Raw genomic sequence first — 25,846 nt, 5'->3', positions numbered from 1 at the left:
CTTCATTAGTTTCCTATTTTGTCAAAAAAATAAAAATTTATTGTTTCGCTTTTTGTTTAAATGTAATATACTATATACAAATAAGTATAGCACATTTAATATTAATACATAGAATATACCATATTTATTTTCAAATAAGGAGGTGTTAATAATTAAACTCACAAAACGCCAAGATGAGATTCTGCAGATTGTTAAACAAAATGGACCAATAACGGGAAAAGAAATTGCTGATAAGCTGTCGTTATCTCGGGCAGCTTTAAGACCGGATCTCGCCATCTTAACAATGTCTGGCAGTTTAGATGCAAGACCCCGGGTAGGTTACTTTTTTAATGAAAAAATTAAAGTCAAGCGACAAGCTGAAAGATTTCTGTATCAAAAAGTAAATGATTATAAAGCACTTCCGATCGTTGTTGGAAAATCAACATCTGTATATGATGCCATCGTTCAATTATTTTTAGAGGATGTCGGAACACTTTACGCTGTCGATACAGATGGGCATTTAGCAGGGGTTATTTCCAGAAAGGATTTGCTCAGAACATCACTAGGGAATCGTGATCTGAATGAATTGCCTGTTAGTGTCATCATGACAAGAATGCCTAATATTATTACCATAAATCCTGAAGAAACATTGCTCGAAGCGGCGAAAAAAATGATCCAAAATCACATTGATTCCTTGCCAGTTGTGAAGGAGATGGACGGGCAAAGGAATACATATTTGCTTGTGGGTCGAATTACGAAAACAACCATCACACGGGCATATTTGGAAATTATGGATGAAAAATCAGATTAAAGGAGTGGCGGGAATTTTGGTAAAAAAAGAAGTTGTCTATGTAGTATCTGACTCAGTAGGGGAAACGGCTGAGTTTGTTGTAAAAGCAGTGGCAACACAGTTTAATGGTGGCCATGTTGACATTCGCCGTAATTCATATGTGGATGACTTTGAAGATATTGAAGATGTGATCATATTAGCCAAAAAAGACCATTCAATTATCGCTTATACGATTGTTATTCCATCATTGAAAGAGTATTTAGACCAGCGTGCTCGAGAGGAAGGCATTATGGCAGTAGATTTACTAAGTCCGTTAATGAATGCATTTACCACAAAATTTAATAAGGAGCCACACCACCAGCCGGGATTGATGAGAAAGTTAGATGAAGAATACTTCCGGAAGATTGAAGCCATCGAATTTGCCGTCAAATATGACGACGGCCGAGACCCAAGAGGAATCCTTAAGGCGGACATCGTGTTAGTTGGTGTATCCCGAACCTCGAAGACACCATTGTCGATGTACTTGGCACACCAGCGCTTTAAGGTCGCGAATGTTCCGTTGGTTCCTGAGGTACAGCCGCCTGATGAATTGTTCCAAATCCCTCGCAAAAATTGCATTGGGTTAATTATTTCGCCAGATAAGTTAAATGAAATCCGTAAAGAGCGATTGAAGGCATTAGGATTAGCCTCACAGGCAAATTATGCAAGCTTTGAGAGGATTTTAGAAGAATTAGATCACGCTGAAAAAATCATGAAGCGCGTTGGTTGTCCGATCATTGATGTATCAAATAAGGCAGTGGAAGAAACAGCAGGCTTAATATTAGACGTATTGAAAAAAGAGAGGAGCTTTTAATCATGGACAAATTTGTGTACTTATTTAATGAAGGAAATGGCAATATGAGAGATTTGCTTGGGGGAAAAGGGGCTAATCTAGCAGAAATGACTAGAATTGGCTTATCTGTTCCATATGGTTTTACCATCACAACACAGGCCTGTAATGCTTACTATGAAGCTAGTAAAACCATTCCAACGTTGGTAGAAAAACAAACATTAGAAGCACTTTCACGCTTAGAAGAAAAAATGGGCAAAAAACTGGGCGACCCGCAAGATCCATTGCTTGTTTCCGTTCGCTCCGGTTCTGTTTTTTCCATGCCTGGGATGATGGACACGATTTTAAATCTTGGGATGAATGATGAAACGGTTGTCGGGATGGCAAAACTAACGAACAATGCTCGTTTTTCTTACGATTCCTACCGCCGCTTCATTCAAATGTTTAGTAATGTAGTACTTGAAATCGATACCTACTATTTTGAACAATTTTTAGAAGAAACCCGTGAACACAAAGGATATTCCTCTGACCCTGAAATGACGGCAGAAGATTGGCAGGAGGTTATTGTTGGGTATAAAGGAATTGTGAAAAAGCATACAAGAAAAGAGTTCCCGCAAGATCCGAAGGAACAGCTTTTCCTTGCCATTAACGCAGTGTTTAATTCTTGGAACAATCAGCGTGCGATTGTGTACCGCCGCTTAAATAAAATTCCGGATCACTTAGGTACAGCCGTTAACATTCAAAGCATGGTATTCGGAAATATGGGGAATGATTCCGGCACGGGCGTTGCCTTCACAAGGAATCCATCGACAGGTGAGCATGTCCTTTATGGGGAATATTTAATCAATGCCCAAGGAGAAGACGTAGTAGCGGGGATTCGGACGCCGCAGCCGATTGCAACATTAAAGGATGAAATGCCAGGAGTATACAAACAATTTTCGGATACTTGTAAACACCTTGAACAGCATTATCAAGAAATGCAAGACATTGAATTCACTGTTGAACGCGGTCAGCTATTCATCCTGCAGACGCGTAATGGGAAACGGACGGCTGCTGCTGCGATCCGGATCGCCGTTGAGATGGTGGAAGAAGGAATCATTGATAAAAAGACCGCCTTACTACGTGTTGACCCAGACCAATTAAATCAATTGCTGCACCGCCGCATTGATGACAAATTTGAAAAGAGAGTATTAGCAAAAGGTTTACCGGCTTCCCCTGGAGCAGCCACAGGGCAGGTAGTGTTTGATGCGGATGAGGCAGAGGCTCTAAGTAATGACGGTAAAAAGGTGATTTTAGTTCGACCTGAAACAACACCGGACGATATCCATGGGATTGTCGCTTCCCAAGCGATTTTGACAAGCCGCGGCGGTATGACTAGCCACGCAGCGGTTGTTGCACGAGGAATGGGAAAGGCTTGTATCTGCGGATGTGAAGCCCTTAAAATAGATTTGAAAGCGAAACAATTCAACGTTGGCGATACTCTTGTAAACTACGGAGATATTATTACCATCGATGGTTCTACTGGTGAAATTATGCTTGGCGAAATTCCGATGATTGATCCGGAACTATCTGATGAATTCCAGCTGCTGCTTGCATGGGCAGATCAAGAGCGGAAAATGGATGTTCGTGCCAATGCCGATAACCCGGAAGATGCACTGAAAGCCTTTGAATTCGGTGCAGGTGGAATTGGCTTGTGCCGGACCGAGCATATGTTTATGGATTTAAAACGGATCCCAACTGTGCAAAAGATGATTCTTGCGGAAAATTATGCGGAGAGAATGGAAGCATTGAACGATCTTTTACCAATGCAGCAAGGGGATTTTGAAGGGATTTTCGAAGCGATGCAAGGCTTCCCTGTTACCATTCGTTTACTGGACCCACCTTTGCATGAATTTTTACCAGATAAAGAAGAACTATTGGTTGCAGTGACAAAGCTGCAAATTACGGATCCAGGGTCACCGGAATTGAAGATAAAAGAGCAATTACTTAAAAAGGTACGCCAATTGGATGAGTTCAACCCAATGCTTGGCCATCGCGGATGCCGCCTTGGAATGATTTATCCGGAAATTTATGAAATGCAAGCGAAAGCGATTTTCTATGCGGCTGCTAAACTGGCGGAAAAAGGCATGGAAGTTCAGCCCGAAATCATGATTCCATTGGTCGGTCATGTGAATGAGTTAAAGCAAATGCGCCAGCTAGTTATTGATGCAGCCATTCTGGTACAGGAAGAAACGGGTAAGCAATTCGAGTACACGATTGGAACGATGATTGAAATACCAAGAGCAGCCTTAACGGCAGATCAAATTGCTGAGGAAGCTGACTTCTTCTCATTTGGAACGAATGATTTAACACAAACCACGTTTGGCTATAGCCGTGATGATGCGGAAGGGAAATTCCTGCAAGCTTATATTGAAAATAAAGTATTACCGGAAAATCCGTTTGCCGTGCTTGATCAAGATGGCGTTGGGAAGTTAGTAGAAACAGGCGTTAAGCTTGGCCGAGCGTCGAAGCCTACACTGAAAACAGGTATTTGCGGCGAACATGGCGGTGAAAAAAGCTCGATTGATTTCTGTTACAGAACGGGATTAGATTATGTCAGCTGCTCACCATACCGCGTTCCGCTCGCTCGTCTGGCTGCCGCACAGGCAACAATTCGCCATGAGTTGAATAAAGAAGAGGTATATACAACAGCATGATTTTTTGGGGGGACGGTGCCAAGGTGGTGCCGTCTTTTTTGGATTTTTTTGGTTTCGCAAATAAACGGGGCAGTTTCGCAAATAAATCCCTAGTTTCGCAAATAAAACTGTTTGTTTCGCAAATAAAACCCTAAGATTTCGTAAAATGCACCTTTCCATCATTGGATTAGCACCTCAAAATCTGCTTATACTATAAAAAACATAGAAAAGGGGTCTTAAAATGGGGGCAATTGAACGAAACGGGTACCGATTTGTACCGGAATATAGTGTCATGATGCAAAATGGGGCGGTTCATGTATACAACAAAGAACAATTTATCGAGGAAATCCAATTTCAGTTTTCAGGGAAGTTTCCGGAATTAGATCAAATCGAAGACTTGGTGGATGAATATTGTACCCAACATAACATATAAGGAACGCTTGTTCTGTGTTTTATTTGATGCTATAATGAAAATGCAATAGAATAGTTTCTCAAGGGTGGGCGGCACATCTCCTAATGGAAGGGGGTGATGCTGTTTGACAGTATTTCAAGCATTGATGTTAGCTATTTCATTTGCTAGTCTCATTGTCACGGTTCTGTCTTTCCACAAAAAAAAATAATCCACCCTTGAGCCGGCAAGCATGACGGTGGATTATTGCCCTTTACGCCGATCCCCTGTAAGGGAACCAGCTATTGCATGACCGAGTTGTTTATCGCCAGGCTCGGTCTTTTTTACTATATGATTTTCTATACTCACATTATACATAACTTTTTTGAAAAAAGAAAACAAAATTACAAAGGAGGGATTCGTGTGAGCAAGTTACAAACCATTTATCCTCAAGCGGTTGAACATACGAAAATGAAAGTGTTTGAAGATATTGACCGTTATCTGGAAATGCGAGAAATTCCGGCATCCTTTGAACAGTACCTTGCCGACCGCGGACATTATGTGGAGCAAATTTGGGTGAATGTTTGGCTGAATAAATCGACAAATGATGTTCCCAAAAATGAAAAAAAGCAATTTTTAAGTGAAAAAGGATTTGAACTCCAAGGCATTGACCGCAAACTGCTGAACAAACTATTTCGGGATGAAATGAGAATGTTTCAGCCTTTCAACGCGATGGAGTGGATAGAGGAAACATTCGCGGGAAAGGAAGAATTGTGGGTAGAGCGCTGCCAGGAGGCAAAGGTTAACTTTTTAAAGCTGGAAGAACAGAAGCAGCTTGATGAACAAAAGCAATTAATTCGTAGTGAAATAGAGGATTTCGCCGTAGGGATTTTGGAGGAACAATATGAAGTATTTTATTTATATGTCCGCCACTTTGTTGCGAAACAGTTAGCGGCAGATTTGAAAAATAATGTGAAGTTTCAATCTGTTGATCCTGTTGCACTTGAGGAAAAATTAGTTGATCAGGGTTCATTTGATTCAACTGCCTATACGACGGTAGCGTCATTTTTTGAGGAACTGACGGGTGATATTCATAAGACACTAAACTGGGGACGAAGCTTATTTGAATATCAAACCTATTTCTTTGTTTACGAAAGTTTAATATCGGATTATATATCTGAGCTCATTCCTGATAAGATTTTAGAGCAGCTAACGGATAAGCTTAAAGGAAGTTTTCATAATATTTTTCACGAGAAATTATCGGCTTCCTTCGTAAAAGGCAGTATTGCTCAGCTTTTATATGATCTTGAGGGTTATATTATTGAAGATATTCAAGATGAGTATGTTTCTGACTTAATAAAGTTAGCAGAAATCCCTTTTAACCGTAAAATACATAAGGAAATTTTTGAAAAAGACCTCAAGGAACGGGAAAAGAAACAAAAAGAAGAGCAGGAAGAACTACAGAGGAAAAAAGAAGCCGAAGAACGAATGATGAAAGACATATTTGGTGCAGAATACGACCCTTCATTACAACGGCATGTGCGCTATGTCCTGCACATTGGCGAGACGAATACTGGGAAAACCCATCACGCACTCGAACGAATGAAAACAGCCAATAGCGGCTTATATTTGGCACCTCTTCGGCTGTTAGCCCTCGAGGTTTTTGATAAATTGAATGCTGAAGGGATGCCGTGCTCCTTAAAAACTGGCGAGGAAGAAAAAGTGGTTGCAGGCGCACAGCATATCTCTTGTACCGTGGAAATGTTCCATGAAAAAGAGTATTACGAAGTGGTCGTAATTGATGAAGCGCAGATGATTACCGATAAGGACCGCGGATTTTCATGGTATAAGGCCATCACAAAAGCGAACGCAGAGGAAGTGCATATCATCGGGAGCAGAAATTCAAAAACGATGCTGCTTGAGCTTTTAGGAAATTCGGATATCGAAATAAATGAGTATAGCCGCGAGACGCCGCTTGAGGTGGAAAAGAAAGAATTTCATATTAAACATATTAAAAAAGGTGATGCTCTGATTTGCTTTTCACGAAGACGTGTTCTTGAAACCGCGTCACGACTACAAAATGACGGCCATTCTGCTAGCATGATTTATGGCAGCATGCCGCCGGAAACGCGGAAAAAGCAGATTGAGCAGTTTAATAAAGGAAAAACAAAGGTAATTGTCGCAACAGATGCAATTGGGATGGGATTAAACCTGCCGATTCGACGGATTGTTTTTCTAGAGAATGATAAATTCGACGGAACGAGGAGGAGGCTGCTTACTTCACAAGAAGTAAAACAAATTGCCGGCCGCGCAGGCCGTAAAGGGATTTATGATACTGGGAAGGTTGCTTTTACGAGTGATATCAAAAAAATGCAGAACCTCTTGCTGCAGGAGGATGAGCCTGTCCACACGTTTGCGATTGCTCCAACCAATTCTGTGTTTGAACGATTTCAACGTTATTATCACGATTTGGGGACATTTTTTGAGCTGTGGGGAAAATTTGAAAGCCCTAAGGGTACAAAGAAGGCCTCACTGTCAGAAGAGAAGGTGCTTTATCAACTGATTGCCGGGACAGAGATAGAAGCACGGCTATCCTTGATGGACTTGTATGGCTTTTTACACCTGCCTTTTTCAAAACATGAACCAGCATTGACGAGACAATGGGAGGATACGCTGTACGCCATCATCCAAGGCAGGGAGCTTCCGGAGCCAATTGTAAAGGAGGGAAGCTTGGAAGAGTTAGAATTAAGCTATAAAGCGGTTGGACTTCATCTATTATTTTTATATCGTCTTGGCGAGCGGACAGAAGCGATTTATTGGGAGCGACTGCGCGAAGAAGTTAGTGATCAGGTTCAGGAACGCTTAAAAACTGACATAAAGAAATTCGTGAAAAAATGTAAAAGCTGCGGCAAAAAATTGCCTTGGGATCATTCGTTTCCAACATGTGATGCCTGTCATGCAGCAAAGTATCGAAAGTATCGGTATGATGAATTTGAATTTTAAGGAAGGGATTCATTGGAGCGACACAACGAATGTGTACTCGGGGTTTTAGCGTAGAGGCGGCCAATCCGATTGACCCTCGTATATAGGCTAATGTTTTCGCTAGTCCTAACCGATTTGTGTCCTCATAGATGGCTTATGAGGACATTTTTCGTTTGACCTTTCCGATTACTGTCCTCATGGATGGCTAATGAGGACAGTTTTTGTTTGTCCTTTTTGATTTGTGTCCTCATGGATGACTCATGAGGACATTTTTCGTTTGTCTTATACGATTAGTGTCCTCATGGTTGGCTCATGAGGACAGTTTTCGCTTGTCTAGCCCATTTTCCGTCCTTATGACCACTGCATGAGGATATGTTCACACAGAATTCCATGATCATTTGGTGATTATTTGAGAATTTTACTTTTTTCGTTTCATTGATTAACAACCAAGTATAATCATATGACAAAACCATAAGATTATTATAGGGGGTGAGGGTTTAATGGCTATTCATGTAGTTATGCATGGGGATAATTTATGGGCAATTTCAAATAGGTACAATGTATCTATACAATCCATTATTGAACTGAATGGATTACCATCAGCAAGTACAATCGTTCCTGGTCTTGCACTTTATCTCCCGGACAATATGCCGCCACTCCGTTCTTATCAAATAAAAGCAGGCGATCATATTTGGCAGTTAGCCCAGCAATTTAATACGGACATATCGATGATTATAGCGGCAAATCCTGGTGTGGATCCAAACCATTTATTTATCGGGCAAATAATTAATATTCCTTCACCAATAAAATTAGAAATGTCCACACTTGGGTTTTTAGTGCCCTCTTCCGTAAGTGCTAACCTGGCAACCCTCAATGGACTTGCTGGACATCTAACGTATCTAGCAATTGTGGCATATTCCTTTACAAATGAAGGATTCGCTTTTAATACAATAGAGGATGCTTCGATTGTAATGCGTTGTAAAGAATTGAACATTACCCCGTTGCTGATGATTCGAAATTATTCCGGCAGTGATTTCAGTGCAGAATTGGCGGGTAGGGTGATGGAAAATCCAACTTTTCGTGCAAATTTGGTGGCAAGTATAGTGAATCTTACGGTCCAAAGGGGTTTTGGCGGTGTCAGCATAGACCTTGAATTTATTCCCCCAGCAAGGCGCAATGATTTTATTACATTTTTAACAGATTTAAAGGTTGCACTAGGCGAGTTAATCTTACATGTGAATGTTCACGCCAAAACAGCAGATATTCCCACAAATCGCATCATCGGTGCCTACGATTATGCACGGATTGGCCAGGTGGCTGACTTGGTTGCGGTGATGACGATTGATTATGGTTACCCAGGGGGCCCGCCCGATCCGATTGCCCCGATTACTTGGATGGAGCAAGTGATTCAATACTCAATAACTCAAATGAATCCCCGAAAATTGCAAATCGCCATGCCGCTTTATGGGTATGACAAGGTGGTCCATACCAATAAAACACATGCACAATCGGTTCTTGCTGCCCAAAATCAAGCGATTACTACCGGATCATCGATTGAATTCGACAACAGTGCTAAATCCCCATGGTATCGGTATTGGCATAGAGTAGAGGAGCATGTGGTTTGGTTTGAAGATATTCGCAGTTATATAGAAAAGTATCGTTTAATTGATGTTTACCAGCTAGCCGGTACGACCTTTTGGCAAATTAGTCTGCCCGCACCACAGAATTGGGCATATCTTGGGAGAAATATTGCTGTTGTGAAGAATATTATCTGAAAATAAGGCTGTTTTCGTAAAGAATGTTGTTATTAACCATGTTCAAACACTAAAATGTGAATAGTTAGGTGTAAAATTACACTGCATTAGTAAGTTAATCTAATATATCGGCGATTTTTGTAAGTTTATCGGCGAATCTACAATTATATCGGCGAATTTAACCAATTTATCGGCGAATTTTCAATTATATCGGCGAATCTAATAAGCACCATACTTTTTAGAAAAGAGCTCATAATAAATATGAATCTGGGGTTGGTGCAGGGGATTTTGGGATTTGTTCATTATTAATACAAAATTGTTCTTTTGGACAAACTCTTATGAAAAAGGGAAGGCTTGATCAGGATTGATGAAAAGAATTAAATTTTCCATTCTTATATTAATTATATTCTTTGCAGCAGTCCCATGTATCCATGTAAATGCAATGTATGGTCATGAGAATATGGTTCAGCAGCTTAATCAACTGATTCAAAACGAACCTGATTTACAGGGGGCAATTGCGGGAATAAGCATCCGTTCGGCAGCAAGCGGTGAAATCATTTATGACCATCAAGGTGATGTTCGTTTACGGCCCGCGTCAAATATGAAGCTATTGACTGCAGCAGCTGCCTTAAACGTCCTGGGTGAGAATTATCGTTTCAAGACAGAAGTGCTATCTGACGCACCGCTGAAAAAGCAGACACTAGAAGGTAATCTCTATCTAAAAGGAAATGGCGACCCGACACTACTAAAATCTGATTTTGACAAAATGGCTTTTGAGATAAAGAAGCTGGGCATTAAACGGGTAAAGGGAAATTTGGTCGGCGATGATTCGCACTTTGACAGTGTGCGTTACTCACTCGACCTGCCATGGAGTGACGAAACAACCTATTATGGTGCCCAGATTTCCGCGCTTACTGCCTCACCTACGGTAGATTATAATTCAGGTTCTGTTAGGGTAAAGGTCAAACCAGGAACAAAAAGTGGAGATAATGTTGAGGTGGAAATTACACCGAAAACCAATTACTTGAAAATTATCAATCAAGCTGTAACGGTTGAAGCAGATGGAAAAAAGGAAATCAAAGTCGAACGGGAACACGCAAAAAACACGATAACCATTGAAGGATCCATTCCAGAAAAAACGAAGGCCGTGACGGAATGGATTGGTGTCTGGGATCCGACACGATATGCAACAACTCTATTTAACCAATCACTTAGTAAACAAGGAATAACAGTATCCGGAAAAATTAAAGTGGGCTCGGTTCCTGACACCGCAAATGTTGTCACGAACCATCAATCGATGCCATTATCGGAATTGCTTGTTCCTTTTATGAAACTGAGCAATAACGGGCATGCTGAAGTGTTAATTAAAGAAATTGGAAAAGTGGTAAAAGGGGAAGGCAGCTGGGATAAAGGTTTAGCGGTTATGGAAACGGAAGTGGCTAAATTTGGGGTGAATACAAAAACGATGGTAATCCGCGATGGTTCAGGGATTTCACATGTAGATCTAATTCCGGCCAATCAAATCACGCAGCTGTTATTTGCTGTCCAGAAAGAAAAGTGGTTTTCTGCCTATTTACATTCATTACCAATGGCCGGCATACCTGACAAAATGGTAGGAGGTTCGCTAAGAAATCGCATGAAAAATCCCAGTACTCTCGGTAAAGTAAAAGCGAAAACAGGGTCCATCTCAACAGTTAGTTCATTATCTGGATATGTGACCACCAAAAGCGGACAAACATTAATATTTTCAATCCTGTTAAATAATTTAATTAATGATGAAAACGGAAAAAAGATTGAAGATCGGCTGGTTCAGCTGTTAGCCAACACATAATTAAATAAATTATTTTGGTAAAAATCATCATGGACATGACATTTATCATGCCCAGACTATGACACCTGCTACTAACAAGTCCAAATCCCTTCGTTTATACTTGGTTTAACGCCACAATTCAAGAAGGGAATTCAACTAAATGACCTTACAAAATACGAAAAACTTAAAAAAACAAATGACTCCTTTTGAAAAATCGACGACAAAAGAAAGTGTATGGCAGATCATCAACACAGTGGTGCCATTTATGATTCTTTGGTTTCTTGCCTTTCAAAGTCTTTCCGTCTCTTATTGGTTAGCATTAGTTCCATCCGTCCTTGCAGCCGGGTATTTAACACGGATTTTCATTATCTTTCATGATTGCACCCATCATTCTTTCTTTAAAAGCCGCCGGGCCAATCGAGCAGTTGGGACTTTTATGGGTGTATTAACCTTATTCCCATTTGATCAATGGGGGCATGAGCATTCGGTTCATCATGCGACAAGTGGGAACTTGGATAAAAGGGGTACTGGGGATATTTGGACGCTTACAGTCGATGAATATGTAGCAGCACCACTTAAACTTCGTTTAGCCTATCGTTTTTATCGTAATCCTTTGGTTATGTTTGGATTAGGACCGATTTATGTGTTCCTTCTTAAAAATAGATTTAACCGAAAAGGTGCAAGAACGAAGGAACGTAACAACACCTATTTAACGAATGTACTAATCGTTGCTTTGATTGCAATATTCTGCTGGGCAATTGGATGGCAGTCGTTTCTGTTAGTACAAGGCACGATTTTTATGATTTCAGGTGCAGCAGGTATTTGGCTGTTTTATGTACAGCATACCTTTGAGGATTCCTATTTTGAAGAAGATAAAGAGTGGGAATACGTGAAAGCAGCGGTAGAGGGAAGTTCTTTTTACAAACTTCCAAAAATCATGCAATTTCTAACGGGAAATATTGGATTCCACCATGTGCACCATCTAAGTCCAAGGGTGCCTAACTATAAACTCGAGGAGGCACACAAAAATACGCCTCCATTACAAAATGTACCAACCATCACGATTGCGACAAGCTTACAGTCCCTTCGTTTCCGCTTGTGGGATGAGAAAAGCAAGAATTTTGTGAGCTTTAAAGACATCAAATCAACTGTTAAAAAAAGGGTTTCTGTTCAAGCGAAACCGGAAGTATAAAGAGACCATCAATGATTGACTCCCCTCTCTATAGGGGAGTCTCTGCTTAATTACGATCACCAGATAAGGAGAGAACATTCATGATACGAATTGTCATTGCAGAAGACCAGGAAATGCTGTTAGAGGCAATGGGTTCACTCCTCAATTTGGAAGATGATATGGAAGTAGTAGGATTAGCGGGCAATGGCGAAGAGGCACTTACACTTATACATCAACTACAGCCTGATGTTTGCCTTATGGATATTGAGATGCCCAAAATGACCGGGCTTGAGGCAGCCGAAGCAATAAATTCATTACTATGCAAAGTTATCATTTTAACAACCTTTGCAAGGCCAGGTTATTTTGGGCGTGCTTTAAAAGCTGATGTAAGAGGTTATTTATTGAAAGACAGCCCGAGTGAGGAGTTAGCCTCCTCGATTCGCAGTATTATGGATGGAAAGCGGATTTACTGTCCAGAACTAATGGATGCTGACTCTAGCGCTGCTAAATTAGATGATGTAAATGAAGTCGTTAATCAAAAAGGTAAACCAATCGGAACCGTTAGAAGTTATTTTTCAACCATATTAGATAAAATAAAGTTGCCAACCGGATAGGATTTTTAAAAAAGTGGGCTGTATCCAATAGGATACAGTTTTTTTTGATAAAATAGTATGATAATTGCCAAGCAATAAGAAATAATTATTTCTTGAAAATTTCAAGTATTGATTTTACTATAAAGATAATGAATAAATTAGATTAAGTAGTGGTTTAATTGGGAGATTATGATGATGAATAAAAAACAAGGACAGCTATTATCAGAGCGCTTTGAAGTGGCTTTTAACCAAGTTCATGACGCGCTTCGAGACATTGTTCAAATCAATGATGAAAGATTCGTAGTTTTGGTGAAAATAGGAGCCAAAAAATATCAAATCATTGAAACCTTTAAGAAAGATTTGGAGCAATACGCACGGCTTCGAAATGCAATCGTCCATGAAAAAATGGAGGTTGGTTTCTATATTGCCGAGCCCAATGCTAAGGTTGTCAATCATATCGAAAAAATTGCTAATGTATTAAGCCGTCCTAATTATGCACTTTCTATCGCTTCCAAAAATGTGGTTTATTTTGATGTTCAAGACAGCATTTTAAAGGTTACTGATGCGATTAAAGAATACGGTTATTCTAAATTTCCAATTTATAAAAATAAAAAATGCATCGGCCTTTTGACAGCGGGGTCGATTGTGAAATGGATGGCAGAACACATGGAAAGTGGTCATGTGAATCTATCAGATATCCATGTTTCAGATATTATGGAATACGAAAAAGATCGTCCGATTGAGATTGTTGATAAAAGTATTAATATTTTTGAAGTAGAAAATATTTTTGAAAAAGCCCATAAAATGAAACGAAAATTAGAGGGTGTCATTATCACAGAAAATGGGAAAATAGATGAAGTGCCTCTAGGGATGATCACCGCTTGGGATTTGATTGAAATTGATTATACGGTGGATTAATTAAAGGGAGCTGCCAAATGGCTGCTCCCTATTAAATTAAGGCATGTCATCAAAATTAAACTCGCTTAGTTGATCCATGTGGCTGGCAATCATTGCGATAATCGTGGTCGCTTCTTCTTTGCTAAAAATGAAATGGGATTCGTCTGTAATCAACTCGTCCTCGGTCGTCCAAATCCTATTAACCCGTTTGAGAACACCGTCTCCTGTTGCCTGAACGACTCCAAACTGATATGTTACTTCCACCTCATCTTCGTGCTTGAAGGCTGTCACTTCAGGTGTAGACCAATCAACATCAATTTCCTCAAAGATATCATCGCTGTTTACTTGTTCTGCTTCAAACCATTCAACATCATCGCCAACGGCTTCACAATCTTCATCATCAAATCCCTCTTCTGAATGCAGATAGACACCATCATCAGTGTAGTGGTCATCGCCGTTGATGTACTCATGAAGACTTGCGTGCACTTCCTCAATTATCTCCTCAATGTCTGAAAGGATGATTTTCGCTGTGTGTCCGCTATCGACATCAAAGGAATCGATATAAAATTCTTCGTTTTGTGGGTCAAAGAACAGCGAGCAGAAATAATCACGGTCCAGTTCTTCGGTATCTACATCAGCGGTATCGACGAAAAACTCAATCCTTGGATGTTTGGCGGCCCTTTCAATTGTCAGTTGGCCAACCTGATCATATTCTTCACAAATAGATTCCAGGTGATCCTGCAATTCTGCACATACTCTGTCAAACCATTCTAACGACATCAAACATCCCATCCCTTCATAGTTTCACCATACCAAGGTTATTATTTCCAGGTAAAAAAATAATATGACCATTAATAAAAATATTAAAATTCTAACAAAACTAACCCCCTTTACAAATCGCGCGCTGATATAGGAAATGGGATAATGTTTTATTTTTCGTAATTTGGTCTAAATCAAAATATAAACCTATATTTTATATGGAGGATACAATGTTGGCATTATTTTGTACCTAATACCATATGAAATAGGTGATACCAAAATGTTTGCTGTTCATTTTTTCGAAAATAAAAACCTTTTATTAACTCAGCTGCTTAATCGAGTTCCTTCAGTTGGTGAGGATTTGAAAATTAAAGGTCGTAAAGGAAAAGTTTCAAGTGTTAATAGTATTGATGAAAAAAATATTCATGTGCAAATTATCTTAGAAACGGTCAAAAAAAATAACCTCATGGCAGATAAATCAAAACTGAAAAAAAGGAAGTAAATAGTTTGGGTAAATATATAAATACAAAAAGAACGCACATGTTTGATACGTCTAATATGTGCGTTCTTTACCGTTTTTAAAGGTAAAATCAACTAATTTCTAACCTGTAATTTAGATTACTTATCCCATTTCATGAGCACATTATATTGGGTTTCTTCCACCGTGTGTTACTATATTACCTAACCAAAGAAAAACGAGGTGTTGACATGAAAATTGAGGTTTGGTCTGATTATGTATGTCCGTTTTGTTATATTGGGAAACGCAGGTTAGAAGAGGCGTTAGATCAATTTCCACATAAAGATCAGGTAGAAGTTGAATTCAAAAGCTTTGAACTCGATCCGAATTCACCGGAATATAGCGGCCAAAATATACACGAGGTATTAGCAAAAAAATATGGCATGAGCATTGACCAGGCTAAACAAGCCAATCATGGTGTTGGTCAGCAAGCAGCAACTGTCGGATTGACGTTCAACTTTGATGAGATGAAACCGACCAACACGTTTGATGCCCATCGCTTAGCCAAGTTTGCGAAGACAAAAGGAAAAGAAGCTGTACTCTCTGAAAAGCTTCTCCAAGCCTATTTCACTGAATCGAAGCATATTGGAGATGCCGATACATTGGCCGAGATTGCTGAAGTTTCAGGCTTAGATCGGCAAGAGGTAGTAAAGGTTCTTCAAGATAAAACCGCTTATGCAAACGATGTGCGTGCAGACCAAGGGATTGCTCAGCAGTATCGTATTGGCGGTGTACCCTATTTTATTATTAATTCAAAATACGCAATCTCCGGAGCGCAGCCAATCGAAACGTTTAGAGGTGCATTGGAAAAAGTTTGGGAGGAAGAAAATCCGGCACCAGTGCTGCAGGATCTATCTACAAACGAAGGTGCGAGTTGTACGGATGGTAATTGTGTGATTCCTGAGAAAAAATAGTCAGAAAATAATAATGGGAAAGGAGGCATTGGCTTCCCTTCCCAATTTTTATTTAATAGTTCGCTTACCTTCGTGTTCGAATGCGAAGTTCCCACATGTTTCCGTCTTGCCAACAACTTTTCATTTGTTGATTACCACGAGAAGTGTTTCGCCATTCGGAGCAACACATTCTACGATTTCTTCTTGATGTACGGCGTCTAGATGTCATTCTTCTTGATGTACGCCGTCTTGACGTATTTCTTCTTGACGTATTTCTTCTTGATGTGTTACGATTTCTTGACGTTTTACGTCTTGAAGTGTTTCTCCGTGATGTCTGGCGTCGTGAAGTTCTTCTTCGGGATGTACCGCGATTTTGGCCCGGATCCCTGAACATAAAGTCTCCGAAACCACCGCGTCTTACCTCATCTGCTGCCATTTGAATATCCTCTTGTGTAAATTCACTCATAATTGCACCTCCTTTAAATCTAGAAAAGGGAGTACGAAAACGGATCGACATTTTTGTCCATAAAACTCACTCTTCTTTTACCAATTTACGTTTGAAAAGTTGTCCTTGAATGGGACAAACGCCTATGAAATGAAAAAATGCCATCCAGTCGTGACCTACACTCGTTTTCCTTCATAGGAATAAGGGAAGGAGGAAATAAAAAAATGGACGAGATGACAAGCATACCGCAGTATAGGCTTTTTATTAAACCAATTGACCTTAAGGAACTCAGAAGAGACATTTGGATTGATGAACCGGTTCCCGCTCAATTAACAATCGATGGGAGAAAACTTGAAATTGATTTAAGTTATCGCGGATCCCATATTCGTGATTTTGCGAAAAAGTCTTTTCAAATTGCTTTCTATAAGCCAAAAAAATTTAAAGGTTCTAACCAAATACATCTAAATGCTGAATATAAGGACCCATCCCTTATCCGGAACAAATTGTCCTTTGATTTCTTTTCAGAGATTGGCGTGTTATCCCCGCAAACAAGGCATGTCTTTTTAACACAAAATGGAAAGGCAGAAGGGGTTTATTTGGAAATTGAATCGGTGGATGAGAATTTTTTGAAAAGAAGAGACCTGCCAAATGGGAGTGTTTTTTATGCGGTCGATGGTGATGCAAACTTTTCCCTGATGAGTGATTTAGATAAAGAAACAAAAAAATCACTGGAGTTGGGTTATGAACGAAAGTACGGTAGGCCCGAAGATGATTATTACTTACAGGAATTTATCTTTAACATTAATACGATTCCACAGAGTGATTTTGAAAAAGAAATACTGAAATATGTCGACATTGAAAAATACCTTCGCTGGATTGCCGGGATTATTTTCACCTCAAATTATGATGGTTTTGTTCATAATTATGCCCTTTATTGGAATGGGGATAGCGGTTTATTCGAAGTCATTCCTTGGGATTATGATGCAACGTGGGGACGTGATGTAAATGGAAAGGTGATGGAAGCGAATTATGTCCCGATTGATGGGTTCAACACATTAACAGCGAGGCTATTAGATGTAGAGCAGTTTCGAAAACGCTATCTGAACCTGCTCGAAGAAATAATGAACCATCAATTTACAACAGAATTTATGATGCCTAAGGTTGAACAACTGTTACAACTGGTCCGGCCGCATGTGTTACAGGATCCCTATAAAAAACTAAATATAGAAGACTTTGATAAAGAGTACGAAGTAATCTCCAATTATATAGTGGAAAGAAGAATGTACTTACAAAGAAAATTAACAAAATTGGAATAGAAATAGAAGGAAACCAAAACTAAAAGATGCCTGATTGGCATCTTTTAGTTTTTAGATCGTTTTCCAAGAAAAAGAACTATCTTCTAATAGGTCTCCATAGGTTACCATCCAAAATATATCCTTCTACTTCAAAATTATCATTTGGTGTTGCGCTCCAGCCAAAGTTGTCTTGTCTGCTATTGTTCAACCGTGAACGATTACAGCATCTGGACCCGCTACGTCTTGATGTATTTTTTCTTGAAGTATTTTTTCTAGAAGTATTTCTTCTTGAAGTATTTCTTCTTGAAGTATTTTTTCTTGAAGTGTTTCTTCTGGAAGTATTCCTTCTTGAAGTATTTCTTCTGGAGGTATTGCGTCTAGAAGTAACCCTTACGGAAGTAGGGCGATTTCTAGAAGTATTGCGTCTAGAAGTAACCCTCACGGAAGTAGAGCGATTTCTAGAGGTATTGCGTCTAGAACTAACCCTCACGGAAGTAGGGCGATTTCTGGAAGTATTCCGTCTAGAAGTAACCACCACGGAAGTAGGGCGATTTCTAGAAGTATTCCGTCTAGAAGTAACCCCAACCCTCTCGGAAGTAGGGCGATTTCTGGAAGTATTCTGTCTAGAAGTAACCCTCACGGAAGTAGGGCGTTTTCTAGAAGTGTTTCTGCGACCGGTATTTTGGTGCGTTGATTTTGAAGAAATTCTCCGTGAAGTTTTTCGATGTTTAGGTGGTTTTGGTCCATGATGTCTTTTGTGATGTGTTCTCTTTTTTGATCCTGGGTCATTAAACATATGTTTTCCATGACGGGATCTTTTGACTTCCTCTGCAGCATTTCGAATATCCTCTGAAGAAAATTGTCTCATTTTTTCACCTCTTATTATTCTTGAAAAGGGAGGACGCCGACAATAACCAATATGTTTTAGCTCGTCTCCTATTCTCCTATTAATCTACGTAGGTGTAGTTCAATTTGTATAGGGGAATTGCTCAATATAAAAAAAGATTGTCCAAAAACAACGTAAAAATAGTGCCAGACTTAAAAAGGGTGTCAGGCACCATTGGGTTTTACAGATTGAATGAGTCTAACTCTTTCCAGGTAAGAAAATTTAATAATTTAAAGGATTTTGTCAAAACAGTGGTGAAATTATAAAGTGAATTTTCAAAAAAGTAAAAGGAGTTGATTATAATGTTTACACCCTTAACCCCACTTGATTGGAAGCGGAGAGCGATCAAATATTATCCTCAAAAAACGGCTGTGATCGATGGCGAGAAAGAATTTACATATCAAGAATTTGGACAGCGTGTTGATCAGCTTTCTGCTGCGTTACTTCATGCTGGAGTAGAAGAAGGGGACCATGTGGCAGTGATGCTGCCTAACACCCATTATATGTTGGAATGCTTCTATGGTATTTGCCAGCTTGGTGCGGTAATGGTTCCGTTAAATTACCGTCTTATTGCAGATGATTTGGAGTACATTATCCGTCACAGTGACTCGAAAATGCTAATTGTAGACGAGGAATTTACTGCTCCGATTGAGGAAATGGTTGATCGACTTTCCTTAGAACAAATCATTATTGTGTCTGTACCAGGACATCAAACGTCATTAAACGGTGTTGAGTATGAGGATTTTCTTCAGCATGCTCCCCAAAATGCCGATTTACCGAAGGTGGAAATCGATGAAAATCAGCTTCTAACATTAAATTATACAAGTGGAACCACTTCAAATCCAAAAGGTGTTATGTTAACCCATCGTGGGAATTATCTAAATGCTGCTAATTTCTTATATCATCTAAATGTAAAACCCGATGATGTGTATCTTCATACATTACCGATGTTCCATGCAAATGGCTGGGGCGGTGTCTGGGCGATTACGGCGGCCGGGGGCACCCATGTATGTTTGCGAAAGGTTGATCCGCCATTAATTCTCGAGTTATTTGAACAGAAAAATATTTCACTGTTATGTGGTGCCCCGACTGTTGTGAATATGCTAGTAAATGATCCAAAAGCGAAGGAAGTTGAAATTAAGACGAGCCCTCGCATGGCCACAGCTGGAGCTCCGCCGGCAGCGGCTCTAATTCAAAAGGCACAGGAAATTCTGGGCTTAAATATGATTCACGTATATGGTTTGACGGAAACCTCTCCATTCATCCTTTATTGCGAGTGGAAAAAAGAGTTTGATGCAAAATCGTCCAATGAACAAGCAGCTATTAAGGCAAGACAAGGAATTGAACTTGCCTTTAATGGGGAAACAAAGGTCGTTCATCAAGATGGTGAGGAAGTGGCATGGAATGGGAGAGAGCTTGGAGAAATCGTTACCCGCGGTAATGTTGTGATGGCGGGCTATTACAAGGATCCACAAACAACAGCGGCTGCCGTAAGGGATGGATGGTTCCACACCGGCGATTTGGCTGTCACACATCCTGATGGGTTCATCGAAATTCAAGACCGTGCCAAGGATTTGATCATATCTGGTGGAGAAAATATTTCTTCTACAGAAGTGGAAGGTGTTTTGTATAAACATCCGGCTGTTTTGGAGACTGCCGTCATCGCCATTCCTGATGAAAAGTGGGGCGAGGTTCCACAGGCGATCATCGTGTTGCAGCCCGGTGCAAACGTGACGGAAGAAGAAATTATTCAATTTTGCCGTGCGAACATGGCCCACTTTAAAGCACCAAAAGCTGTTGAGTTTGTGGAAGCTTTACCAAAAACAGCTACTGGAAAACTACAAAAATATCGTTTACGGGAAATGTATTGGAAAGGCCCGAAGAAGGTAAATTAACAGGAGAATTTTAATGAAAGGGCAGTGATGATAAACGTCACTGCCCTTTTTCAATTTTATCTTTCATTTCAGGCGTTCTTAAAGTTTTCACATTTAAAATCGTACTAATGATGTATATCACAAACAACCACTTTTTGAAGTGATAAGTTAGTAATGAGAAATTTATTCGAAAGTTTGTAGCAACAATGAAGGAGAATCCTTATATGAGTGAATTCATTAATAACCGTGAACAACTAACGACTAAAAATACTGATCGCATAACAATATTAAAGCAAATTTTTCAAGACCCTCATAACGGCAGAAATCTAGATGTGGTAAAGGCACATTTCGATGCCTTTATAGGAAAAATAACCGTTGATGAAATTTCCCAGCTCCAGCATGATTTTGGTGAAGGGATCTCTACTGCTGAACTACAGCGCTTGTACTCCCAGCACTCAGCCCTTTTTAATGGCTCAATCGAAAAAGAGAGCTACAAAACAATAAGGCCAGAAGATCAGCCGGGACATCCGATTCATACCTTTAAGCTTGAAAATCAAGAAATTGAAAAATTACTTAAAACGAAAATTCAAATTCACTTATGGCAAAAAGTTTTTTTAGATAGCTTATGAGATAACTCTATCTCTAAAAAAAATCTATCTTTTCACCTATCACCTTGTTATAATTGATAACAAGTGAAAATACTGGGTGAAGGCGCCTTACAAGTTAAGTCATTCTATTGGCTTATACGAGTAGGGCGCCTTTTTGTCGTTTACTGCATCCATTAATGCAAGCGCTTTCCAGTAAGTGAATTCAACACGATAGAAAGGATCTTCAATAATGAGGAGGGAAGAATCTATGTTTACATGTACGGTAAAAAATATAAGGTTCCAGTTTCATTCGATTCAGGAGGTCTTAGCAAAGGCAAGTGAAGAAAAATCAGGGGATAAAATGGCGGGAATTGCTGCTCAGTCTTATCTGGAGCGCATGGCAGCAAAAGTCGTTTTAAGTGAGCTCACACTGAAGGAGATTTATGAGAATCCTGTTATTCCGTATGAACAGGATGAGGTAACAAGAATTATTTATGATGATCTTAATCAATATATATATCAAGAATTAGCCAATTGGTCAATTGGAGAATTAAGAGAATTTATCTTATCACACAAAACAAATGCATCTGATTTATTCCGAATTAGCAAGGGATTAACAAGTGAGATGATTTCGGGTGTGGCAAAACTAATGTCAAGCATCGACTTAGTGATGGCCGCACAAAAAATCAGACCTACTGCTCATTGTAATACAACGATTGGTGAACAAGGCCGTTTGGCATTTCGCTGCCAGCCAAACCACCCGAGCGATAACCCTGAAGGAATTTTAGCATCAATGAAAGAAGGGTTATCATTTGGTTCCGGTGATGCAGTGATCGGTGTAAACCCGAATAATGATAGCGTTGAGTCCGTTTCACGGATATTACATATGACACATGATTTTATCCGAAAATGGGAAATTCCGACGCAAAACTGTGTCCTAGCTCATATTACAACACAAATGCAAGCCTTGAGAAAAGGGGCGCCTATTGGCCTTATGTTCCAAAGCCTTGCTGGGACACAAGCTGCTAATAATGATTTCGGTGTTTCAAGGGCCATTTTGGATGAGGCATATGAACTTATGGCCAAATATGGTACCTCTGCGGGACCGAATCAGCTTTATTTTGAAACAGGGCAAGGATCGGAAGTGTCACTTAATGCCCATCATGGGATTGATATGCAGACACTTGAAGCTAGAACCTATGGCTATGCACGTCACTGGAAACCGTTTATGGTTAATAATGTTTCAGGCTTCATAGGACCGGAAACAATTTATGATGGTAAACAAGTAATTCGCGCGGATCTAGAGGATCTTTTTATGGGAAAATTACATGGACTTCCAATGGGGATTGCCCCAACCTATACGAACCATATGCAAGCTGACCAAAATGATCAGGAAATTGCCGGTATGCTGACTGCTCTTGCCGGTGCAAACTTCTATATGGGTGTACCAGGCGGGGATGATGTCATGCTTAGCTATCAAGATACAAGCTATCATGATGATGCAAGCTTAAGAGAGATGCTTGGTCTTCGTCCATTAAGGGAGTTTGAACAGTGGTTGGAGAAAATGGGCATTATGGAAAATGGCCGCCTTACCGAGCGAGCTGGAGATTTATCCATTTTTAAATAAGGAAGGAGGAATTCAATAATGGATATACAAGCTATTGTTAAACAAGTGCTGGAGGAATTAGGGAAAACAGAACTAAAAAATGTAAGGCCGTCAACAACACCGATTTACCAGGAAAAGGTAGAAAAAATGATTCGGAGTATAGTATACGAAAAAGAAAAGGTCGTAAGAGTAAACAGTCCAATGGATGGTGAAATAATTGAAAAGGTACAATCAATAACACCTGCAAGAATTGGAATTGGACGGACAGGAACTCGCATGAAGACAAGGGAATACCTTGATTTCCGCATCGATCATGCTGCAGCGCAAGACGCTGTTTTTCGAGGGGTTTCTAAGGAGTTTTTATCAGAATTAAACCTTCCAGTCCTCCAGTCAAAATCGGAATCGATGGATGAATATTTAATGAATTTAGATAGTGGCCGGAAGCTTGATGATGCATCAAGAAAATGGGCTGAAAAGAATCTTTCAAAAGGCAAACAAGTACAAATTATTGTTTCGGATGGACTTAGTTCTACTGGAGTCGAAGCGAATATCCGGGATTTACTGCCGGCACTGGTTCAAGGATTACAGGTGAAAAATATTTCCCTTGGTGAACCTGTTTTTATTAAAAGAAGCCGTGTATGGATCCAGGATGAATTGGCGTCCATCACTAATTGTGATGTTGTCATTTCTCTAATTGGTGAACGCCCGGGCTTAGCTACTGCAAAAAGTATTAGTGCCTATCTTATTTATCGTCCAAGTCAAGACACTGTCGAAGCGGATAGAACGGTCATTTCTAACATACATGATGGCGGGATACCGCCTGTTGAAGCAGGAGCCTATCTAGCCGATTTAATAGGGGATGTTTTAAAGAACAAAGCCAGTGGGGTTAAATTGACTCAATTAAAATTGAGTAGTGATTGATGAATCTGGTGAAATCCTGGATTTAATCATATTTCGCATTTTAAACGCTTACCTTCATAAGTTTCTAAAACATCACATTATTGACAAAATTCGCAAATGCCTACTATAATGTTTCATATATTCTATCTTTCTACACTTTTAGGAGAGATACAACAAATGAAATATAATAGGGTAGAAGAATTATGCAACATTCACACGAATCTATCGGTAGCAGACGTTCAAAAAATTAATGAGATAGTGGTTACATTGCCATTAATTGCAGACTTAAATAAAGCAAATGTTTTCGTTGATTGTCCTACAAAAGATGGTAAGCATGCACTTGTCGTGGCGGAAGCTGTACCTAAAACCGCGAAGTCAGTCTATAAAAAAACCGTTGTAGGAAAATTAGTCTATGAGGCTTTTGAACCTTCTGTTCTCTTTACTTTACGAACGGGTAAGCCGATGTTTCTTAATCGGGCATTGACTCAAGAAGGAAAGACGGTCGATCAAAGCGTGGTCCCAATAATAGCCGACAACAATCGTATTATTGGTACACTGATTATGGAAAAAGATATCAGTGAACAGGTTCGATATCAGCAAAAAATGGAAGCGTTGTCAGAGGCGACGGAAACATTGAGTGGTATTTTGATTGGTATGACCGAGAACAGACCGATCATTCCTGAGGTCATTGAAGAATCATTATTCTTTATTGACCAGGAAGGAAAAATTCTATATTCCAATCCTGCAGCTTCAAATTTAATCCAAGAAATAGGAGAGGACAATTTTACGCCGGGGGATTTGCTCATTGACTATTTCCCAATTATTAAAGGAATTCTCAATGACTCAGAAGAACTTTTAGTCCAAGAAGTAAATATTTTGAATAAAGTTTTTCAAATAAAAAAGATTACTTTAGGGCAGCATGTGAAATCAAATGGAACCTTTGTGATTTTTAAAAACATTACTGAATTGAGGGAAAAGGAAAGAGAATTAATTGTTAAATCAGTAGCGATTCGAGAAATTCACCATCGAGTAAAAAACAATCTGCAAACTGTGGCAAGCTTGTTACGCCTTCAAATACGTAGGGGCCTCCCTGAGGAAAGTAAAGTCCACTTTGTGGAGAGCTTGAATCGAATTGCCAGTATTGCATCAGTACATGAAATTATTCTAGCCAACTCAAGTGTAGATGATGTTGATATTTACAGTTTAATAGAGAAAATTGGCAATATGCTCGTTGTTGAGGCTGAACATGAAAATCAAAAGGTAAGCATCTCCTATTCAGGGCCGCCGCACCTTTTAATTAAATCTAATAAGGCTGTTTCTGTAGCATTAGTGATTAATGAATTAATTCAAAATTGTGTAAAACATGCCTTTAATTCCATAAATGAAGGAAAGATTTCGGTCCAATTTGCTCAATATGGTAATGAAATCCATGTCCTGGTACTTGACAACGGTACAGGGTATACACCTAAATCGAAAAATTCATTAGGATTGGAAATAGTAGGTATGATTGTTGAGCATGATTTATCCGGTGATTTTTCGATAGGTCCTGCTGAAACCGGGACCATTGCCTTAGTCAGATTCCCTATTGATCGGGAGGTGGTTGAGGAGTGAAAAGGCGTATCATGGTTGTGGAGGACGAGTCCATTGTCCGCTTAGATGTGGCAATGATGCTTGAGGATGCTGGGTATGAAGTGGTCGCCCAGGCAGGAGATGGTGAAAAAGCCATAGAGCAGGCATTTTTATTTGAACCTGATTTGATCATTATGGATATTAAAATTCCCAAATTGAATGGTTTAAAAGCAAGTGAAATCATTTCAAAAAGATTGAATACACCGATTCTACTTTTAACTGCATACAGCCAGCGCGAGTATGTGGATAAAGCGAAACAAGCAAATATTATGGGCTACTTAGTGAAGCCAATTAATGAAGCTAATTTAATACCGGCAGTCGAAATCGCACTAAGGCAAGCTGAAAATGCCAATGCTTATCGAGAACAAGTAGAACTCATGAACAAACAACTTGACGAAAGAAAGATGATTGAAAAAGCAAAAGGAATTCTCATGCAGAAACTTAATTTAGCTGAAGAGGATGCCTTCAGGAAAATGAGAAAAATCAGCATGAATAAGCAGGTTACAATGGAAAATGTCGCGAAGAAAATTATTGTAAAGTACAACGGTTAAACCTCTTATAAAAGTGAATAATCTGAGCAAAGGTGC

At 39.6% G+C, this 25,846-nt stretch carries 23 protein-coding genes and 1 pseudogene; 21 read left to right on the top strand and 3 right to left on the bottom strand.

Translation table 11 applies throughout. The annotated features are described in order from the left end of the window. Positions 1-148 precede the first annotated feature (148 nt). The 11 genes from ccpN (at position 149) to ACIQXV_RS12545 (ending at position 13,889) form a co-directional block, all read left to right on the top strand. Positions 149-790, top strand: coding sequence for a transcriptional regulator CcpN (gene ccpN, locus ACIQXV_RS12595; RefSeq protein ID WP_402959268.1), 642 nt, complete (start codon positions 149-151; stop codon positions 788-790). Positions 791-806: 16 nt separating this feature from the next. Next, entirely contained in the window at positions 807-1,622 is an 816-nt protein-coding gene (locus ACIQXV_RS12590; protein ID WP_402959242.1) for a pyruvate, water dikinase regulatory protein, read from the top strand. A 2-nt stretch (positions 1,623-1,624) separates the two neighbouring features. Continuing rightward, positions 1,625-4,294, top strand: coding sequence for a pyruvate, phosphate dikinase (ppdK, locus tag ACIQXV_RS12585; protein WP_402959237.1), 2,670 nt, complete (start codon positions 1,625-1,627; stop codon positions 4,292-4,294). A 220-nt stretch (positions 4,295-4,514) separates the two neighbouring features. After that, positions 4,515-4,706 carry a YbxH family protein gene (locus ACIQXV_RS12580; RefSeq protein ID WP_402959235.1) on the top strand — a complete coding sequence of 64 codons (192 nt, stop codon included), beginning with the start codon at positions 4,515-4,517 and terminating at the stop codon, positions 4,704-4,706. Between the two features lie 103 nt (positions 4,707-4,809). After that, on the top strand, positions 4,810-4,893 hold the full coding sequence (locus ACIQXV_RS12575) for a putative holin-like toxin (RefSeq protein ID WP_402959266.1): 84 nt from the start codon (positions 4,810-4,812) through the stop codon (positions 4,891-4,893). 191 nt (positions 4,894-5,084) lie between these two features. Then, positions 5,085-7,664: a DEAD/DEAH box helicase gene (locus tag ACIQXV_RS12570; RefSeq protein WP_402959233.1), complete on the top strand. Its 2,580-nt coding sequence runs from the start codon at positions 5,085-5,087 to the stop codon at positions 7,662-7,664. Positions 7,665-8,143: 479 nt separating this feature from the next. Continuing rightward, positions 8,144-9,418 (top strand): LysM peptidoglycan-binding domain-containing protein, encoded by a 1,275-nt coding sequence (locus ACIQXV_RS12565; RefSeq protein ID WP_402959231.1) that lies wholly within the window; start codon positions 8,144-8,146, stop codon positions 9,416-9,418. Positions 9,419-9,761: 343 nt separating this feature from the next. Then, positions 9,762-11,228, top strand: a complete 1,467-nt coding sequence (dacB, locus tag ACIQXV_RS12560; RefSeq protein ID WP_402959229.1) for a D-alanyl-D-alanine carboxypeptidase/D-alanyl-D-alanine endopeptidase — start codon at positions 9,762-9,764, stop codon at positions 11,226-11,228. Between the two features lie 139 nt (positions 11,229-11,367). After that, complete coding sequence (gene desA / locus ACIQXV_RS12555) at positions 11,368-12,399, top strand: Delta(5) desaturase DesA (protein WP_402959227.1); 1,032 nt, start codon at positions 11,368-11,370, stop codon at positions 12,397-12,399. A gap of 80 nt (positions 12,400-12,479) precedes the next feature. After that, complete coding sequence (locus tag ACIQXV_RS12550) at positions 12,480-12,992, top strand: response regulator (RefSeq protein WP_402959225.1); 513 nt, start codon at positions 12,480-12,482, stop codon at positions 12,990-12,992. 174 nt (positions 12,993-13,166) lie between these two features. Next, entirely contained in the window at positions 13,167-13,889 is a 723-nt protein-coding gene (locus ACIQXV_RS12545) for a CBS domain-containing protein (protein ID WP_402959223.1), read from the top strand. A 36-nt stretch (positions 13,890-13,925) separates the two neighbouring features. Here the strand turns inward: ACIQXV_RS12545 and ACIQXV_RS12540 are convergent, their stop codons facing one another. Then, positions 13,926-14,648 carry a hypothetical protein gene (locus tag ACIQXV_RS12540; RefSeq protein WP_402959221.1) on the bottom strand — a complete coding sequence of 241 codons (723 nt, stop codon included), beginning with the start codon at positions 14,646-14,648 and terminating at the stop codon, positions 13,926-13,928. A gap of 259 nt (positions 14,649-14,907) precedes the next feature. Between ACIQXV_RS12540 and ACIQXV_RS12535 the strand changes: the two genes are divergently transcribed. Then, positions 14,908-15,129 carry a hypothetical protein gene (locus ACIQXV_RS12535; RefSeq protein WP_402959219.1) on the top strand — a complete coding sequence of 74 codons (222 nt, stop codon included), beginning with the start codon at positions 14,908-14,910 and terminating at the stop codon, positions 15,127-15,129. A 206-nt stretch (positions 15,130-15,335) separates the two neighbouring features. After that, on the top strand, positions 15,336-16,058 hold the full coding sequence (locus ACIQXV_RS12530) for a DsbA family oxidoreductase (RefSeq protein WP_402959217.1): 723 nt from the start codon (positions 15,336-15,338) through the stop codon (positions 16,056-16,058). 204 nt (positions 16,059-16,262) lie between these two features. Here ACIQXV_RS12530 and ACIQXV_RS12525 read toward each other — a convergent pair whose 3' ends face one another. Then, a complete protein-coding gene (locus ACIQXV_RS12525) occupies positions 16,263-16,448 on the bottom strand; it encodes a hypothetical protein (protein WP_402959272.1) in 186 nt (61 codons plus the stop codon). A 258-nt stretch (positions 16,449-16,706) separates the two neighbouring features. On the opposite strand from ACIQXV_RS12525, the gene ACIQXV_RS12520 reads away from it, so the two are divergent. Both ACIQXV_RS12520 and ACIQXV_RS12515 read left to right on the top strand, forming a co-directional pair. Then, complete coding sequence (locus ACIQXV_RS12520) at positions 16,707-17,798, top strand: CotH kinase family protein (RefSeq protein WP_402959215.1); 1,092 nt, start codon at positions 16,707-16,709, stop codon at positions 17,796-17,798. Between the two features lie 26 nt (positions 17,799-17,824). Continuing rightward, a complete protein-coding gene (locus tag ACIQXV_RS12515) occupies positions 17,825-18,526 on the top strand; it encodes a hypothetical protein (protein ID WP_402959270.1) in 702 nt (233 codons plus the stop codon). A gap of 44 nt (positions 18,527-18,570) precedes the next feature. Here the strand turns inward: ACIQXV_RS12515 and ACIQXV_RS12510 are convergent. Continuing rightward, positions 18,571-18,645, bottom strand: a pseudogene (locus ACIQXV_RS12510) (hypothetical protein); the annotation flags it as partial. A 320-nt stretch (positions 18,646-18,965) separates the two neighbouring features. Here ACIQXV_RS12510 and ACIQXV_RS12505 point away from each other — a divergent pair. The 6 genes from ACIQXV_RS12505 (at position 18,966) to ACIQXV_RS12480 (ending at position 25,810) form a co-directional block, all read left to right on the top strand. Beyond that, positions 18,966-20,558 (top strand): long-chain-fatty-acid--CoA ligase, encoded by a 1,593-nt coding sequence (locus ACIQXV_RS12505; RefSeq protein WP_402959213.1) that lies wholly within the window; start codon positions 18,966-18,968, stop codon positions 20,556-20,558. 203 nt (positions 20,559-20,761) lie between these two features. Next, entirely contained in the window at positions 20,762-21,166 is a 405-nt protein-coding gene (locus tag ACIQXV_RS12500; RefSeq protein WP_402959212.1) for a DUF438 domain-containing protein, read from the top strand. 226 nt (positions 21,167-21,392) lie between these two features. Then, positions 21,393-22,751: an ethanolamine ammonia-lyase subunit EutB gene (locus ACIQXV_RS12495; RefSeq protein WP_402959211.1), complete on the top strand. Its 1,359-nt coding sequence runs from the start codon at positions 21,393-21,395 to the stop codon at positions 22,749-22,751. Positions 22,752-22,769: 18 nt separating this feature from the next. Continuing rightward, a complete protein-coding gene (gene eutC / locus ACIQXV_RS12490; RefSeq protein ID WP_402959209.1) occupies positions 22,770-23,651 on the top strand; it encodes an ethanolamine ammonia-lyase subunit EutC in 882 nt (293 codons plus the stop codon). A gap of 156 nt (positions 23,652-23,807) precedes the next feature. Continuing rightward, complete coding sequence (locus tag ACIQXV_RS12485) at positions 23,808-25,241, top strand: sensor histidine kinase (RefSeq protein ID WP_402959207.1); 1,434 nt, start codon at positions 23,808-23,810, stop codon at positions 25,239-25,241. After that, complete coding sequence (locus ACIQXV_RS12480; protein WP_402959204.1) at positions 25,238-25,810, top strand: ANTAR domain-containing response regulator; 573 nt, start codon at positions 25,238-25,240, stop codon at positions 25,808-25,810. Before ACIQXV_RS12485 ends, ACIQXV_RS12480 begins: the two co-directional genes overlap by 4 nt. Positions 25,811-25,846 lie beyond the last annotated feature (36 nt).

This window comes from Neobacillus sp. NPDC097160 (assembly GCF_044762155.1).
Classification (GTDB): Bacteria; Bacillota; Bacilli; order Bacillales; family Cytobacillaceae; genus Neobacillus.
Note: the sequence above shows the minus strand (reverse complement) of the source record. Positions and strands in the feature narration are given on the sequence as shown.

Excerpts from the sequence above, each read along its gene's own strand:
- ppdK (WP_402959237.1), top strand. The coding sequence starts at position 1,625 with ATGGACAAATTTGTGTACTTATTTAATGAAGGAAATGGCAATATGAGA.
- ACIQXV_RS12580 (WP_402959235.1), top strand. The coding sequence starts at position 4,515 with ATGGGGGCAATTGAACGAAACGGGTACCGATTTGTACCGGAATATAGT.
- ACIQXV_RS12565 (WP_402959231.1), top strand. The coding sequence starts at position 8,144 with ATGGCTATTCATGTAGTTATGCATGGGGATAATTTATGGGCAATTTCA.
- desA (WP_402959227.1), top strand. The coding sequence starts at position 11,368 with ATGACCTTACAAAATACGAAAAACTTAAAAAAACAAATGACTCCTTTT.
- ACIQXV_RS12550 (WP_402959225.1), top strand. The coding sequence starts at position 12,480 with ATGATACGAATTGTCATTGCAGAAGACCAGGAAATGCTGTTAGAGGCA.
- ACIQXV_RS12545 (WP_402959223.1), top strand. The coding sequence starts at position 13,167 with ATGAATAAAAAACAAGGACAGCTATTATCAGAGCGCTTTGAAGTGGCT.
- ACIQXV_RS12540 (WP_402959221.1), bottom strand. The coding sequence starts at position 14,648 with ATGTCGTTAGAATGGTTTGACAGAGTATGTGCAGAATTGCAGGATCAC.
- ACIQXV_RS12535 (WP_402959219.1), top strand. The coding sequence starts at position 14,908 with ATGTTTGCTGTTCATTTTTTCGAAAATAAAAACCTTTTATTAACTCAG.
- ACIQXV_RS12530 (WP_402959217.1), top strand. The coding sequence starts at position 15,336 with ATGAAAATTGAGGTTTGGTCTGATTATGTATGTCCGTTTTGTTATATT.
- ACIQXV_RS12520 (WP_402959215.1), top strand. The coding sequence starts at position 16,707 with ATGGACGAGATGACAAGCATACCGCAGTATAGGCTTTTTATTAAACCA.
- ACIQXV_RS12515 (WP_402959270.1), top strand. The coding sequence starts at position 17,825 with ATGCCTGATTGGCATCTTTTAGTTTTTAGATCGTTTTCCAAGAAAAAG.
- ACIQXV_RS12505 (WP_402959213.1), top strand. The coding sequence starts at position 18,966 with ATGTTTACACCCTTAACCCCACTTGATTGGAAGCGGAGAGCGATCAAA.
- ACIQXV_RS12500 (WP_402959212.1), top strand. The coding sequence starts at position 20,762 with ATGAGTGAATTCATTAATAACCGTGAACAACTAACGACTAAAAATACT.
- ACIQXV_RS12495 (WP_402959211.1), top strand. The coding sequence starts at position 21,393 with ATGTTTACATGTACGGTAAAAAATATAAGGTTCCAGTTTCATTCGATT.
- eutC (WP_402959209.1), top strand. The coding sequence starts at position 22,770 with ATGGATATACAAGCTATTGTTAAACAAGTGCTGGAGGAATTAGGGAAA.
- ACIQXV_RS12485 (WP_402959207.1), top strand. The coding sequence starts at position 23,808 with ATGAAATATAATAGGGTAGAAGAATTATGCAACATTCACACGAATCTA.